Raw genomic sequence first — 14,728 nt, 5'->3', positions numbered from 1 at the left:
GACCTTCGGGAATTCCGGAGGCGGGAATCCCATCACCCGTTCGAGAAATGAACACCATCTTGGGCGATGACCTTGCCCGCCACGACAACCGTTGCCACGTCCGAGGCCGTGGCCGTCAAGACCACCTGTTCGGGCCTCGAACCGGCTGTGCGCACGGAGTCCAGCCTGATGGCGACGAAGTCCGCGGGGGCACCGACGCCGATCCTCCCCGCTTCCGGCCAGCCGATGGAGGTGTGGTTCGTCAGCGCAGCCAGGAGTTCCCGCGGGGAGAAGCGGCCGCGTTTGCCGGTGCGGAGGCGTTCGCCGTGCTCCAGCGCGCGCGACTCCAGCAGCGGGTCGATGACGGCGTGCTGGTCGCTGCCCAGCGAGAGAGGGCTTCCGGCGTCGGCCAGGTCGCGGGCCGGGCCGATGCCGTCGGCCAGGTCGGCTTCCGTGGTGGGGCAGAAGCACGCGCCGGTGCGGGCGGCGCCGAGCAGCTTGATGTCCTTTGTGGACAGGTGCGTGGCGTGCACGGCGGTGGTGCGCGCGGTCAACGCGCCCGCCTCGTGCAGCAGCTCGGTGGGCGTCAGGCCGTAGGCGTTGAGGCAGGCCTCGTTCTCGGCGGGCTGCTCGGAGAGGTGGACGTGCAGGGGGTTGTCGGGGAAGGCGGCGGCGACCTCGGCGAGCTGGGCGCGGGGCACGGCGCGGACGGAGTGGATGGCGGCGCCGATCCTGGTCATCGGGTCGGGGCGCAGCTCCTCGACCCTGGCGGCCCAGGCCTCGGCGGTGCCGTCGCTGAACCTGCGCTGGACGCCCTGCACCGGGATGTCGATACCACCGGCCAGGTAGCAGGTGTCCAGGAGCGTCAGCCGGATGCCCGCGTTCGCCGCGGCCTGGCGAAGGGCCTCGCCCATCTCGTTGGACCGGTCGTGCAGGTAGTGGAACTCCCCCACGGCCGTCACGCCGGTGACCGCCATCTCGCGGTACACCGACGTGGCCAGCTCCAGGTAGCTCTCGGGCGTCAGCTCGGCCGCGACCGCGTACATGGCCTCGCGCCACGTCCAGAACGTGCCGCCGTCGTCGTGCGTCCGACCGCGCAGCGCCCGGTGGAACGCGTGCGAGTGGGCGTTGGCGAACCCCGGCAGCACCACACCGGGCAGTCGGACGGCGTCACCCGGACCGTCCGCTGTGGACAGGTGGACCACGAGGCCGTCCGCGACGTCGATCAGCACACCGGGGACGACGCCCTCCGGCAGCCAGGCCTGCTCGCACCAGTAGCTCGTCACGTCGCCAGGTGCTCCACGGTCGTCGCCAGCGCCACGACACCGGCCGCGCAGTCGTCGGACGAGGCGAACTCCTCCGGCGCGTGGCTGACACCGGTGGGGTTGCGGACGAACAGCATCGCGGTCCTGGTGTGGGCCGCGAGGATGCCTGCGTCGTGACCCGCACCCGTGGGGAGCGCGGGAACGCCCCCCAGCACGGCGGCGAGGGAGTCGCGCAGGTCCGGGTCGAAGTGCACGGTGTCGCCGTACGACTCCTCGGTGACCTTGAGCGAGCAGCCTTCGTCCTCCGCGGCCCGCGAAGCAGCCGCCGTGATCTCGGCGACGACCTCGCGGGTCCGCTCGTCCTCGGCGGCGCGCGCGTCCAGCCAGACGTCGACCGACGAGGCGATCACGTTGGTGCCACCGGGATTGGGGATCAACCGGCCGACCGTGGCCCGTGCGCCCCCGGTCGCGGCGCGGCGGGCGGCGAGGACCATCCGCGACGCCGGGAGCATCGGGTCGCGGCGGTCCTCGATCAGCGTCGCGCCGGCGTGGTTGCCCTCGCCGGTGAAGCTGAACCGCCACCGGCCGTGCGCCAGGATCGAGGACGCGACACCGACGGGGACGTCGAGCCCGCGGCCCTGTTCCACGTGCAGCTCGACGAAGTCGCCGATCATCGACAGGGCCCGCTCGTCGCGGCCCATCCGCAACGGGTCGAAGCCCGCCTTGTGGGCGGCCTCGCCGAACGTCACGCCGTCCGGGTCGGTCAGCTTCGCCGCCGCCTGCGGGGAGATGGCGCCGGTCATCAGCCGGGAGCCCAGGCAGGCCACGCCGAACCGGCCGCCTTCCTCCTCCACGAACACGACGACCGCGAACGGCCGGGTGGGGACGAACCCCTTGGCCCGCAGCACGTCCACGGCCTGCAACGCCGACACGACGCCCAGCGGCCCGTCGAAGGCGCCACCACCCGGCACGGAGTCCAGGTGGCTCCCCGTCACGACCGCGTTCCGCCCCGGCTTGCCCCACCACGCCCAGAGGTTGCCGTTGCGGTCGGCCCGCACGTCGAGTCCGCGCTTGCCCGCCTCGGCGGTGAACCACTGGCGCAGCTCCAGTTCCGCGGGCGCGAACCCGTGGCGGGAGTAGCCGCCACGCTTGGCGTCCCGGCCGACATCTGCGATGTCGGCGAGCAGGTCACTCACCGGCGGACATGGGGATGCGCACGCCCCGCTCGTCGGCGACCTCGGCGGCCCGGTCGTACCCGGCGTCGACGTGCCGGAGCACACCCATGCCGGGGTCGTTGGTCAGCACGCGCTCGATCTTCCTCGCCGCCAACGCCGTCCCGTCCGCGACGGTGACCTGGCCCGCGTGGATCGACCGGCCGATGCCGACACCGCCGCCGTGGTGGATGGACACCCAGGTGGCGCCGGACGCGGTGTTGACCATGGCGTTGAGCAGCGGCCAGTCCGCGATGGCGTCGGAGCCGTCGGCCATCGCCTCGGTCTCCCGGTACGGCGAGGCCACCGAGCCGCAGTCGAGGTGGTCGCGGCCGATGACGATCGGCGCCGACAGCTCGCCACTGGCGACCATCTCGTTGAACTTCAGGCCGGCGAGGTGGCGTTCGCCGTAGCCCAGCCAGCAGATCCGGGCGGGCAGGCCCTGGAACTCCACGCGCTCACCGGCCATCTTGATCCAGCGGGCCAGCTTCTCGTTGTCCGGGAACAGCTCCAGGATCGCCTTGTCGGTCTTGGCGATGTCGGCCGGGTCGCCGGACAGCGCGGCCCAGCGGAACGGGCCCTTGCCCTCGCAGAACAGCGGGCGGATGTAGGCGGGGACGAAACCGGGGAAGTCGAACGCCCGCTCGCAGCCGCCGGTCTTGGCCTCGCCGCGGATGGAGTTGCCGTAGTCGAACACCTCGGCGCCGCGGTCGAGGAACCCGACCATGGCCCCGACGTGCGCGGCCATCGACGTGCGGGCCCGGTCGGTGAACTCCTCCGGCTTGGTGGCCGCGTAGTCCTGCCAGTCCTCCAGCGCCACCCCCGCGGGCAGGTACGCCAGCGGGTCGTGCGCGGAGGTCTGGTCGGTGACGATGTCGACGTCCACGTCGCGGCGCAACAGCTCCGGCAGCACCTCGGCCGCGTTGCCGACGACGCCGACGGACAGCGCGCGACCCTCGGACTTCGCGGCGAGCACCCGTGCGACGGCGTCGTCGAGGTCGTCGGCGACCTCGTCCAGGTACCGGGTCTCCAGCCTGCGCTGGACGCGGTGCGGGTCGACGTCGACGCAGAGCGCGACGCCCTCGTTCATCGTGACGGCCAACGGCTGCGCGCCGCCCATCCCACCGAGACCCGCGGTCACCGTGAGGGTGCCGCGCAGGGTGCCGCCGAAGCGCTTGTCCGCCACGGCGCCGAACGTCTCGTAGGTGCCCTGGAGGATGCCCTGGGTGCCGATGTAGATCCACGACCCGGCGGTCATCTGGCCGTACATGGTCAGGCCCGCGGCCTCCAGCCTGCGGAACTCCGGCCAGTTGGCCCAGTCCGGCACCAGGTTGGAGTTCGCGATCAGCACCCGCGGCGCCCACTCGTGGGTGCGCATGACGCCGACCGGGCGACCGGACTGGACCAGCAGCGTCTCGTCGTCGGCCAGGTTCTCCAGCTCGCGGGTGATGGCGTGGAAGCTCGGCCAGTCGCGGGCGGCCTTGCCGGTGCCGCCGTAGACCACCAGGTCCTCGGGGCGCTCGGCGACGTCGGGGTCGAGGTTGTTGTGGAACATCCGGAGGGCGGCCTCGGTGGACCAGCTCTTGGCAGTCAGTTCTGGGCCGCGCTTGGCCCGAATCTCGGTCAACGGAGGGCTCCACTTCGGATCAGGGCCTCGGCGGCCGCGATTTCGGGGGCGAGGTGGCGGTCCGGGCCGGGGCCCTGGACGGTCTCGCGGAGCTTCGCCACGGCCGCCGCGGTGGCGGGCGCGGGCTTGAGCGGCGCGCGCAGGTCGAGCGCGCGGGCGGCGGTCAGGAGCTCGACGGCCAGCACGGTGGTCAGCCCGTCCACGGCCTTGCGCAGCTTGCGGGCCGCGGACCAGCCCATGGACACGTGGTCCTCCTGCATGGCCGAGCTCGGGATCGAGTCGACGGACGCGGGCACGGCCAGGCGCTTCAGCTCGGACACGATCGCGGCCTGCGTGTACTGGGCGATCATGTGGCCGGAGTCGACGCCGGGGTCGTCGGCGAGGAACGGCGGCAGGCCGTGCGACCGGTTCACGTCGAGCATCCGGTCGGTGCGGCGCTCGGCGATGCTGGCGACGTCCGCGACCGGGATGGCCAGGAAGTCCAGCACGTAGGCGACCGGGGCGCCGTGGAAGTTGCCGTTCGACTCGACCCGGCCGTCGGCCAGCACGACCGGGTTGTCGATCACCGACGCCAGCTCGCGGTCGGCGACCGTCTCGGCGTAGGCGACGGTGTCGCGCGCGGCGCCGTGCACCTGCGGCGAGCAGCGCAGCGAGTAGGCGTCCTGGACGCGGGTGCAGTCCGGGCCGCGGTGGCTCGCCATGATCTCGGAGCCCTCCAGCAGCGCCGCCATCCGCGCGGCCGACGCGCCCTGGCCCGGATGCGGGCGCAGCGCGTGCAGGTCCGCCGCGAACACCCGGTCCGTGCCCAGCAGCGCCTCGACGCTCATCGCGGCGGTCAGGTCGGCCAGGTCCAGCAGGGCGCGCAGGTCGCTGGTCGCCAGCACCAGCATGCCGAGCATGCCGTCCGTGCCGTTGATCAGCGCGAGGCCTTCCTTCTCCGCCAGCACGACGGGCTCGATGCCCGCCTTGCGCAGCGCCACCCCGGCGTCCACCAGGAGACCGTCGGCGTCGCGGACCCGCCCCTCGCCCATCAGCGCCAGCGCGGACGCCGCCAGCGGCGCCAGGTCGCCCGAGCAGCCCAGCGAGCCGTACTCGTGCACCACCGGCGTGATGCCCGCGTTCAGCATCGCCGCCATCGCGTCCACCGTCGTCGGCCGCACCCCCGTGTGGCCGGACGAGAGCGTGCGCAACCGCAGCAGCTGGAGCGCCCGCACGACCTCCCGCTCCACCTCCGGCCCCGCGCCCGCCGCGTGCGACCGGATCAGCGACCGCTGCAACGCGGTCCGCCGGTCCGGCGGGATGTGCCGCACCGCGAGCGCCCCGAACCCCGTCGAGATGCCGTAGGTCGGCGTCTCGGCGGTGGCCAGCCGCTCGACGTGCTCCCTCGCCGCGGTCACCAGCTCCCTGGTGGCCTCCGGGATCTCCACCGGCACGCCGTCTCGTGCGACGGCCTGCACGTCCTCGCGGGTCAGCGGCTTCGGACCCAGCTGCACGGGTTGCACCATGCCCCCATCACAACCCGCCGAACCGTTTTCCACGACCCCGGACCACCCGACTCCGTCTGGTATCCCAGACAGTGCCGGGTGCCGCCGGGGTCAGCGGTTGCCGAGCCAGGACACGTCCGGGTGGAGGTCGACCTGCGCGGTGTTGGCGATGTCGACCAGGTCGGCCGTGGGGATCGCGCGCTTCCCGGTGTGCCCGCCGGTCGGACGACGAGCCAGCGGCCGGGTACGAGCTGGACAGTGACGCCCTGCGCCGGGTCCGGGGTCCAGGTGTACGGCACCGACTCCCGGCCCGCGTCCGCCGAGTAGCGGCCGCGGGAGCGGGCATCCAGGTCCGGTTCACGACGCCGTCGCGGGTGTAGGCGCGGGACTGCTCGGAGAACCCCTCGGGCAGCCAGTGCGGCGAGTAGCGGAGCGGGAGCGGTGGGGCGTCGCGGGCTCGGTCAGGTGCTGGCGCTGCACCGTGAAGACGCCTGCGGCGACCACCAGCACACCGACGACGGCCGCCGTCGCCACGAGAGGTACTCGTTCGTGATCATCTTCTTCACGTAGGCGGCGGGCCGGTCCAGCGCCGCCGGATTTGTCGAGCCGATCCTGTCGGTGCCCTTCCCTACCCTGTGCCCATGGCAACGGTGACGGTCGTGGACGAGACGACATCCGGGAAGGCGACCGAGCAGTGGGTGCTCGACGTGGTCGAGGAGCGGTTGCCGCTGCGGGAGGTGATCCGGCGGCGGGTCTTCCAGGAGGTCGCGGAGTTCAACGCGCGCGACGGCGGGGTGTTCCGGGGGCTCGTGCGGCCGACGGACGCGGAGGTCGAGCTGAACGGGTTCCGCGTGCGGCAGCGGATCGACCCGGAGGCGCAGACCGCGGCGGCGCTGGAGGCGTTCGGGCGCAACGGTTTCGTGGTGCTGGTCGGCGAGCGGCAGGTGACCGGTCTCGACGAGGTGGTCGAGCTGCCGCTCGGCACCGAGGTCACGTTCCTGAAGCTCGTCGCGCTGGTGGGTGGCTGATGTCCGGGTACGCGAACCAGGCCAAGGGCGCCGTCGAGGACCCGGACGCGCTGGCCGACGCGGTGCTGGCGGCCCACAAGGCCGGGCACGGGCTGGTGAACCCGATCTGGGGCGACGTGCTGGAGCGGCTTCGGGCGCTGCCGGCGGCGAAGGGCGCGCACGTCCTGCACGGGCTGGCCGCGCGGTACCGGGCGGCGCCGGAGAAGGGCGGGCCGATCCTGCCGGTGGTGGCGGTCGTGCCGACGGGCGCGGTGGCCGACGACGTGCTGGTCGCCGAACGGCGGGCCGCCTTGGACGAGCTGGCCCGGCACTACGGCGCCTGGGGGCCGGACGCCAGGCTGCTGGCCGAGGCGGAGCTCGCCGCGGGCCGCGCGCTGGAGGCGCCGGTCGTGGCGCTGCTGCGGCGGCTGGCGCTGGAGACCTACCAGGTGCCCGAGACGGCGGCGTTCGCCAAGCGGCTCACCGAGCCGGTGCTCAACGTCGGCGAGCTGTGGGCCGACCGGGCGCTGGCCGACCTCGACTCGCTGCCGGAACCGTGGCGGCGGCTGCTGGCGCTCGCGACCGCGGCCACGACGGCGAAGCCGAACGCCAAGTGGGAGGAGCCCGCGCGGGCGCTCGTGGCCGAGATCGGCGAGGAGGCCGTGCGCGGGACGATGCTGGCGTGGCTCGAACTGGTGGGCAGGCCGCGCACGATCCCGTTGGAGCGCAACAGGTACGACTACGACGTCACCAACGCCTACGACCCGTTCAACGCCAACGCGGTGCGCGGCCTCACGTGGTTCCTGGCGCTGCTGCCCGCGGACCCGAGGTCGGCCCGCGTGCTGGGCGCGCTGGTGGAGACGTCGCTGCGGAAGGTCGACGGGCTCGGCCCGCGCAACCCGAAGGTCGCCAACGCGGCCGTCGGGGTGCTGGCCAGGCTCAGCGGCGAGGCCGTGCTCGCCGAGCTGGCGCGGCTCGCGACCCGGCTGACGTACAAGGGCACGCTCAAGCTCGTCGACGCGGCCCTGGAGGCCAAGGCCGCCGAGCTGGGGCTGCGCCGCGAGGAGATCGAGGAGCTGGCCGTGCCCTCCTACGGGCTGACCGGGGTCGGCCGGTCGACCGTCGTGCTCGGCGAGGCCACCGCAGAGGTCGCCGTCGTGGGCAGCACGGCCGTGCTCGGCTGGCGCTCGGCCGCCGGCAAACCCGTGAAGAGCCCGCCCGCGTCGGTGAAGCGCGACCACGCCGAGGAGCTGAAGGCGCTCAAGGCGACGGTCAAGGACGTCGACAAGATGCTGACCGCGCAGGTCGAACGGCTCGACCGGCAGTTCCTGGCCCAACGGCGGTGGCCGTTCACCGTGTGGCGCGAGCGGTACCTCGACCACCCGCTGGTCGGCACCATCGCCCGGCGTCTGCTGTGGACGGTCGACGGCGTGGCGTGCGCGTTCACCGACGGGGAGCTGCGCGACCTCGCGGGCGAACCCGTCACCGGTGGCGAAGTCGCGCTGTGGCACCCGATCGGCCACCCGACCGCGGAGGTCCTGGCGTGGCGCGACCGGTTGGAGGAGCACGGGATCACCCAGCCGTTCAAGCAGGCGCACCGCGAGGTGTACCTGCTGACCGACGCGGAACGCGACACCGGCACCTACTCCAACCGCTTCGCCGCGCACGTCCTGCGCCAGCACCAGTTCCACTCGCTCGCCGCGGTCCGCGGCTGGCGCAACAAGCTCCGCTTGGCCGTGGACGACACCTACGAGCCCGCCGTCCGCGACCTGCCGCTGTGGGGGTTGCGCGCCGAGTACTGGATCGAGGGCGACGGCCACGAGTACGGCGTCGACACCGCCCCGTCCGGCAGCTACCTGCGGCTGCGCACCGACCAGGTCCGCTTCTACCCGGTCGACGCCGCCCCCAACCACGCCCACGCCTCCGGCGGCGGGTACGCGCCGGTGCGCGGTCGCCAGGCCGAGCCGCTGCCGTTGACCGAGGTCCCGGACCTGGTGCTCAGCGAGGTGCTGCGCGACGTCGACCTGTTCGTCGGCGTCGCCAGCGTCGGCAACGACCCGACGTGGCAGGACGGCGGTCCGGGCGGCCGGTTCGCGACGTACTGGCAGTCCTACGGCTTCGGCGAGCTGACCGAGACCGCCCGCACCCGCCGCGACCTGCTCACCCGCCTGCTGCCCCGACTGGCGATCGGCGGCCGGTGCACCGTCGAGGACCGGTTCCTCCAGGTGAAGGGGACCCGCCACACCTACCGGATCCACCTCGGCTCCGGCAACATCATGATCGCCCCGGACAACCGCTACCTCTGCATCGTCCCGAAAGCGGGCCCCGGCACGGAGTCCTACCTGCCGTTCGACGGCGACCGGACGCTGACGGTGATCCTGAGCAAGGCGATGCTGCTGGCCGACGACACGAAGATCACCGACCCCACGATCCTGAGCCAGCTCTGAGCCCCCGCGGGCGCGCAGTCCGGCATGATCATGCCCATGAGGATCCTGGTGGTGGGCGCTAGCGGGTTGGTGGGGCAGCACATCGTCGAGGTGCTGCGCGAACGGGAGCACTCCGCGACCGCGGTCGCCAGGACCGCGCGCGCCGGCGTCGACCACGCCGTGGACGCAGTCACGGCCACCGAGGCCGACTGGCGCGACCTCGTCGCGGGCCACGACGGCGTCGTGTTCGCGGCCGGGGCCGACGACCGCGACATCCCCCGGAAACCCGTCTACCCGCTCTTCCACCAGGGCAACGTGCGCCCGGTGGTCCGCCTGCTCACCGCCGCCCGCACCGCCGGCGCCACCCGCGCCGTCGTGCTGGGCTCGTACTACACCCACTTCAACCGCCTCCACCCCGACTGGGACCTGGCGGTCACCCACCCCTACATCCGCAGCCGCGTCGAACAAGCCCGCGCCGGCCGCGAAGCCGCGGGCCCCAACCTCCCCGTAGCGGTCCTGGAACTACCGTTCGTCTTCGGCCGCGCCGCCAACCGCCTCCCCAACTGGTCCGGCCCCCTCGACAAATGGGTCCGCTCACGATCACCCCTACTCGCCCCGACCGGCGGCAGCGCCACCACAACAGCCCGCCGAGTAGCCGAGACCGCGGTCCAAGCACTGGAGGACGCGTCCGGCGCGGACATCCCGGTCGTCGAGGAGAACATGACCTGGGCCACCATGATCAGCCGAATCGCCACAGCCACAGGCCACCCCCGCCCAGTCCGAAAACTACCGACCGGCGTGGTCCGCACAGCCCTGAAAATCACCGGCCTCGCGCACAGCCTCCAGGGAAAGCAATCAGGCCTGGTGCCCTCGAAACTCGCAGACCTCATGCTCCAAAACCTGTTCCTGGACATCGAGACCCCACGCTCGATCGAGACCACGATCCACGAAACATTCCCCCCATCCCCCTGAACACACGCCAACCGAACCACCGATCTGCCCAACAACGACGGCGCCAAAGCCAACGGCCCAACAACGCTGGAAGCGACAAGCCAAGCCGCCCTACCCAACGACGCTGGAAGCGAGCGGTGCTCGTCCGCTAGTGCGGTCGGCTTGACTTGGGGTTTTTGGGCTTAAAATTGGTCGGCGGGCAGGCTCTACCACCTGCCCTTTTTCGCCCGACGAAGCCCAAAAAAGGGGCCCCAAGTCAAGCCGACCGCACCCGGAGTCCGTGGTAGCGACACCCCCGGAGACGGCTGTAGCGATACCCGGTTTTGAGGGACCAGCTCACCGACACACACAGCAGTTCGAACACCCAACCCCACCCAACACCTAGCCTTCAACCATGGGCACCAGCAGCGACGTCCCCGCCCTCCGCCGCGGCCTGGCCGTCCTCCAGTTCCTCGCGGGCAAACCCGGCCCCGTCTCCGCCACCGCCGTGGCCCGCGAACTGGCCATCCCCCGCTCCACCACCTACCACCTCCTGGCCGAGCTCGCCGAGGCCGGTTTCGCCACCCACTTCCCCGAGGAGCGCCGCTACGGCCTCGGCGTGGCCGCTTTCGAGCTGGGGTCCGCCTACCTCCGCCACGACCCGCTCGAACGCCTCGCCAGGCCGTTGTTGCGCAGGCTCGTCGACAAGGTCGACCAGCCCGCGCACCTGGGGGTCCTGCACGGACCCGAGGCCCTTTACCTGGTGCGCGAGCAGCCCCGGCAGCCGCAGTCGATCGTGTCCGACGTCGGTGTCCGCCTGCCCGCGCACCTGACCGCGTCCGGTCGGGCGATGTTGGCGCGGCTGCCCGCGGCGCAGGTCAGGGCGTTGTTCCCGTCGGCGGGGAGCTTCGTCGACCGGACCGGGCGGGGGCCGCACAGCCTGCCCGCGCTGCGGGCGCTGCTGGGGACCGAGAAGCGGCGGGGGTGGTCGGTCGAGGACGGGTACGTGACGGCGGGGTTCGCGTCGGTGGCGGCGCCGGTGTTCGACCACGGCGAGCGGCCCATCGCGGCGATCACGGTGACGTTCCGGCACGTGTGCGAGGTCGAGTGCGGCGAGAAGTGGCCGGACCTGGCCGAGGACATCAGGGCCGCGGCGGACGGGCTGACCGGGCGGATCGGCGGGCGCGCCACGAGATGAGGGGCCGCCCCGGCGAACCGGGACGGCCCCTCGTCGAACCGGTGGTGCGTCAGATCTTCTCGGTGGACAGGAAGTCGGCCGCGACGTTCGCGATCGTCTCCTTGTCGACGTCCACCCGCTTGACCAGCTCGGCCAGCTTCTCGGTGGTGAGCGCGGAGGACACCTTGTTCAGCGCCGCCTTGCCCTTGTCGTCCAGCGCGTCCGAGCGGAACAGCGGCACGATGTTCTGCGCCGGGTACAGGTTCTTCGGGTCGGACAGCTCGACGAAGTCGTTCGCCTTGATGTCGGACGAGGTCGTGTAGAGGTTGACGACCTGGGCGGTGCCGCCCTTGAGGGCGTCGACGGTGACCGGGCCGCCGGCGTCGGTGGTCTTGATCTCCTTGAAGGTCACCCCGTAGACCTCCTTGATCTTCGCCTGCCAGCGCTGGGCCCACTCGCCCGCCGCGCCGAGGACGAAGTCCGGCTTGGACGCGAGGTCGGCCACGGACTTGACGCCGGAGTCGGCGGTCGCCTTCGTGACGACGAGCACGTCCTTGTCCTCGGCGGCGGACTTCTCCAGCACCGACAGACCGGACGGGGTCTTGGACTTGAGGGCGGTGTAGACGTCCTCGGACGTCGTGGTGGCGTTGGTCTTGTCGAAGTAGTTGAGCAGGTTGCCGGTGTACTCCGGCACGACGCCCAACGACTTGTCCTGCAACGCCTTCACCACGAGCTCGCGGGCGCCGATGCCGGACTTGACGGTGACCTTCGCGCCCGCGTTCTTCAACGCGCCCGCGTAGATCTCCGCGAGGATCTTGTTCTCGGTGAAGTCGGCCGAGCCGACCACGACCTCACCCGACGCGGCCTGCTGGTTGCTGCCGCTGAGGTCTTCCGCCGAACCGCAGGCCGACACCAGCAGTGCGGCCGCCGCGACGACCACGGCCAAGGAGCGCTTCATGCCGTGCTTCCTCCTGAATCAGGCTGAGCGGCGAGTGCCACCAGCTTCTGCGAGCGTTTGCCCTTCTTCGGACCGGTCGGTTGACCGACCAGCCGCAGTCCACGCGGGACGATGGCCTTCTGCGCGCCCGCCAGCACCAGGTCGAGCACGACGGCGAGCAGTGCGATCAGCACCGCGCCGCCGACGAACTGGCCGTAGTCCAGCACCCGCAGGCCGTCGAGCAGCGGACGGCCGAGCGTCTCGATCCCCACGTACGCGGCGACCGACGCGGTCGCCACGACCTGGAGGGTCGCGTTGCGCAGCCCGCCGATGAGCAGCGGCAGCGCGTTGGGCAGCTCGACCTGCCACAGCACCTGCCCGCCGGTCATGCCCATGCCCTTGGCCGCGTCCACGACGCCGCGGTCGACGTCCTGGATGCCCGCGTAGGTCCCCGCCAGGATCGGCGGGATGGCCAGCACGACCAACGCGATCAGCACCGGGCCTGTTCCACCTCCCGCGATCAGGTACAGGAACGTGACCAGGCCGAGCGTCGGCAGCGCGCGCAACGCGTTGCTGCCGCCCACCAGGAACGTGCCGCCGCGGCCGGTGTGCCCGACGAACAGGCCCAGCGGCACCGCGATCGCGCTCGCGCCGAGCACGGCGCCGAGGCAGTACAGCAGGTGCACGCCGGTGCGCAGCGGGATCCCCTTGGCACCGCTCCAGTTGACCGGGTCGAACAGCCAGGCGAACGCGTCGGCGAAGATCACGACTTCACCCCCCGGATGTGGTTCCACGGCGTCAGCCACTGGCGCAGCGCGACCAGCAGGCCGTCCACCACCAGCGCGAGCAGCAGGGTCAGCACGATGCCGACGATGATCGGCGCGAGGTAGCGGCTGCGGAACCCGTCGGTGAACAGCACGCCCAGCCCGCCGGTGCCGATCAGGGCGCCGACGCTGACCAGGCTGATGTTGCTGACCGACCCGACCCGCAGCCCGGCGAACAGCACCGGCACCGCCAGCGGCAGCTCCACGGTCAGGAACCGGCGCAGCGGCCGGAAGCCCATCGCCGTCGCGGCCGCCGTGATCTGCACCGGCACCGCGTCCAGGGCGTCGCTGACCGGGCGGGTCAGCAGCGCCGTGGTGTAGACGGTGAGGGCGATGACCACGTTGTTGATGTCCAGCACCTGGGTGCCGATCACCGCCGGGATGATCGCGAACAGCGCCAGCGACGGCACCGTGTAGACGATGTTGGCCGCGCCGAGCAGCGCGCCGCGGAACCAGCCGAACCGGTGGCACACCCAGCCGAGCGCGACGGCCAGCACGACGGAGATCACCAGGGGCAGCAGCGACAGGTAGATGTGCTCCAGCAGCATGTCCAGGATCAGCCCGCGGGTGCCCGCGTCGCCGAGGTACTTGACGAGGTCTCCCACGAGGTCAGCCCCTGCTCTCGCGCAGGCCCTCGATCACCGCGAGCACCTGGGTCGCGGTCACCGCTCCCACCACCGCGCCCTCGGCGTCGACGGCCACCCCGAGCCCGGACGGCGAGGACAGCGCCGCGTCCAGCGCGCCGCGGATCGACTGCCCCACCTCGAACAGCGACCCGCCGGGCTTCAGCACGTCCTCGACCAGCGGTCCGTCCACAGTGGTCCCCGGCGCGAGCCAGCCGCGCGGGTGCCTGCGGTCGTCCACGGCCAGCCGCCACTCCCCCGACGGCTCGACGGCCTCGCTGACCTGCACCAGCGGCACCGCGCCGACCTCGACGCCGGAGGCATCCACAAAGGACAGGCTGCGGTAGCCGCGGTCCTTGCCGACGAAGTGAGCGACGAAGTCGTCCGCGGGACGCGCGAGCAGCTCGGCGGGCCGGTCGTACTGGGCCAGGATGCCGCCTTCGCGGAACACCGCGACCTTCTCGCCGATCCGCACGGCCTCGTCGATGTCGTGCGTGACGAACACGATCGTCTTGTCCAGCTCGGCTTGGAGGCGCAGCAGCTCGTCCTGGAGTCCTTCCCGGACGACCGGGTCGACCGCGCTGAACGGCTCGTCCATCAGCAGCACCGGCGGGTCCGCGGCGAGCGCCCGCGCCACCCCCACCCGCTGCTGCTGGCCACCGGAGAGCTGCACCGGATACCGCTTGCCGAGCTCGGCGGGCAGCCCGACCAGTTCCAGCAGCTCAGCGGCCCGCCCACGGGCCTTGCTCCGGCTCCAGCCCGACAACAGCGGCACCGTCGCCACGTTGTCCAGCACCGTCCGGTGCGGGAACAACCCGGCCTGCTGGATCACGTACCCGATCCCCCGGCGCAACATCGGCGGGTCGACGGACAGGATGTCCTTGCCGTCCACCAGGATCGTGCCCGACGACGGGTCGATCATCCTGTTGACCATCCGCAACGACGTGGTCTTCCCGCAACCGGACGGTCCGACGAAGACGGTGATCGTGCCCGCCTCGACCACGAGGTCCAGGTTGTTCACGGCGATCGTCCCGTCGTCGAACCGCTTGGTCACGGCTCGGAACTCGATCACACGGGATCCCTCCGGTAGGGACGGCCGCCAGTCGGCCGCTCTCACAGAAAGCGAAGTTCAGGAGAAACGACCCTAGCCCGAACGGTTGACATCGGCAGGTCGTTCCACTGTGTGGATGGTCGCTCCTCCGGAGACTCCGGGCGAGGCCGCCGGGGAGTCGGCAGTT

Annotated in this window: 13 protein-coding genes; 5 read left to right on the top strand and 8 right to left on the bottom strand. The window is 72.0% G+C overall.

Features of this window, described 5'->3' with window-relative positions; translation table 11 throughout:
- Positions 1-32 precede the first annotated feature (32 nt).
- From CLV43_RS13500 to hutH, 4 genes are read right to left on the bottom strand one after another with little or no spacing between them, the layout of a single operon-like run.
- Positions 33-1,265, bottom strand: a complete 1,233-nt coding sequence (locus tag CLV43_RS13500; protein WP_106187425.1) for a formimidoylglutamate deiminase — start codon at positions 1,263-1,265, stop codon at positions 33-35.
- Positions 1,262-2,440, bottom strand: coding sequence for an allantoate amidohydrolase (locus tag CLV43_RS13495; RefSeq protein WP_106187424.1), 1,179 nt, complete (start codon positions 2,438-2,440; stop codon positions 1,262-1,264). Before CLV43_RS13495 ends, CLV43_RS13500 begins: the two co-directional genes overlap by 4 nt.
- Positions 2,433-4,073 (bottom strand): urocanate hydratase, encoded by a 1,641-nt coding sequence (hutU, locus tag CLV43_RS13490; RefSeq protein WP_425445753.1) that lies wholly within the window; start codon positions 4,071-4,073, stop codon positions 2,433-2,435. Before hutU ends, CLV43_RS13495 begins: the two co-directional genes overlap by 8 nt.
- 5 nt (positions 4,074-4,078) lie before the next feature.
- Entirely contained in the window at positions 4,079-5,587 is a 1,509-nt protein-coding gene (gene hutH / locus CLV43_RS13485) for a histidine ammonia-lyase (RefSeq protein ID WP_425445746.1), read from the bottom strand.
- Between the two features lie 420 nt (positions 5,588-6,007).
- Between hutH and CLV43_RS50045 the strand changes: the two genes are divergently transcribed.
- The 5 genes from CLV43_RS50045 (at position 6,008) to CLV43_RS13460 (ending at position 11,127) form a co-directional block, all read left to right on the top strand.
- A complete protein-coding gene (locus CLV43_RS50045) occupies positions 6,008-6,136 on the top strand; it encodes a hypothetical protein (protein ID WP_281262154.1) in 129 nt (42 codons plus the stop codon).
- A 71-nt stretch (positions 6,137-6,207) separates the two neighbouring features.
- Positions 6,208-6,594: a hypothetical protein gene (locus CLV43_RS13475; RefSeq protein ID WP_106187421.1), complete on the top strand. Its 387-nt coding sequence runs from the start codon at positions 6,208-6,210 to the stop codon at positions 6,592-6,594.
- The gene (locus tag CLV43_RS13470) at positions 6,594-9,020 is read left to right on the top strand and encodes a DUF4132 domain-containing protein (RefSeq protein WP_106187420.1); all 2,427 of its coding nucleotides are present in this window, start codon (positions 6,594-6,596) and stop codon (positions 9,018-9,020) included. Before CLV43_RS13475 ends, CLV43_RS13470 begins: the two co-directional genes overlap by 1 nt.
- 36 nt (positions 9,021-9,056) lie before the next feature.
- The gene (locus CLV43_RS13465; protein ID WP_106187595.1) at positions 9,057-9,971 is read left to right on the top strand and encodes an NAD-dependent epimerase/dehydratase family protein; all 915 of its coding nucleotides are present in this window, start codon (positions 9,057-9,059) and stop codon (positions 9,969-9,971) included.
- Between the two features lie 373 nt (positions 9,972-10,344).
- Positions 10,345-11,127, top strand: a complete 783-nt coding sequence (locus tag CLV43_RS13460) for an IclR family transcriptional regulator (RefSeq protein ID WP_106187419.1) — start codon at positions 10,345-10,347, stop codon at positions 11,125-11,127.
- 49 nt (positions 11,128-11,176) lie between these two features.
- Here CLV43_RS13460 and CLV43_RS13455 read toward each other — a convergent pair whose 3' ends face one another.
- Genes CLV43_RS13455 through CLV43_RS13440 form a run of 4 tightly spaced genes read right to left on the bottom strand, consistent with a single transcriptional unit; the run spans position 11,177 to position 14,562 of the window.
- Positions 11,177-12,064: an ABC transporter substrate-binding protein gene (locus CLV43_RS13455; RefSeq protein WP_106187418.1), complete on the bottom strand. Its 888-nt coding sequence runs from the start codon at positions 12,062-12,064 to the stop codon at positions 11,177-11,179.
- Positions 12,061-12,807, bottom strand: a complete 747-nt coding sequence (locus CLV43_RS13450; protein WP_425445752.1) for an ABC transporter permease — start codon at positions 12,805-12,807, stop codon at positions 12,061-12,063. Before CLV43_RS13450 ends, CLV43_RS13455 begins: the two co-directional genes overlap by 4 nt.
- Positions 12,807-13,472, bottom strand: coding sequence for an ABC transporter permease (locus CLV43_RS13445; protein WP_106187416.1), 666 nt, complete (start codon positions 13,470-13,472; stop codon positions 12,807-12,809). The genes CLV43_RS13450 and CLV43_RS13445 overlap by 1 nt, the downstream gene beginning before the upstream one ends.
- A 4-nt stretch (positions 13,473-13,476) precedes the next feature.
- Positions 13,477-14,562 carry an ABC transporter ATP-binding protein gene (locus CLV43_RS13440; RefSeq protein ID WP_106187415.1) on the bottom strand — a complete coding sequence of 362 codons (1,086 nt, stop codon included), beginning with the start codon at positions 14,560-14,562 and terminating at the stop codon, positions 13,477-13,479.
- Positions 14,563-14,728 lie beyond the last annotated feature (166 nt).

Origin of the sequence: Umezawaea tangerina (genome assembly GCF_003002815.1) — a bacterium.
Taxonomy (GTDB): Bacteria; Actinomycetota; Actinomycetes; order Mycobacteriales; family Pseudonocardiaceae; genus Umezawaea; species Umezawaea tangerina.
Note: the sequence above shows the minus strand (reverse complement) of the source record. Positions and strands in the feature narration are given on the sequence as shown.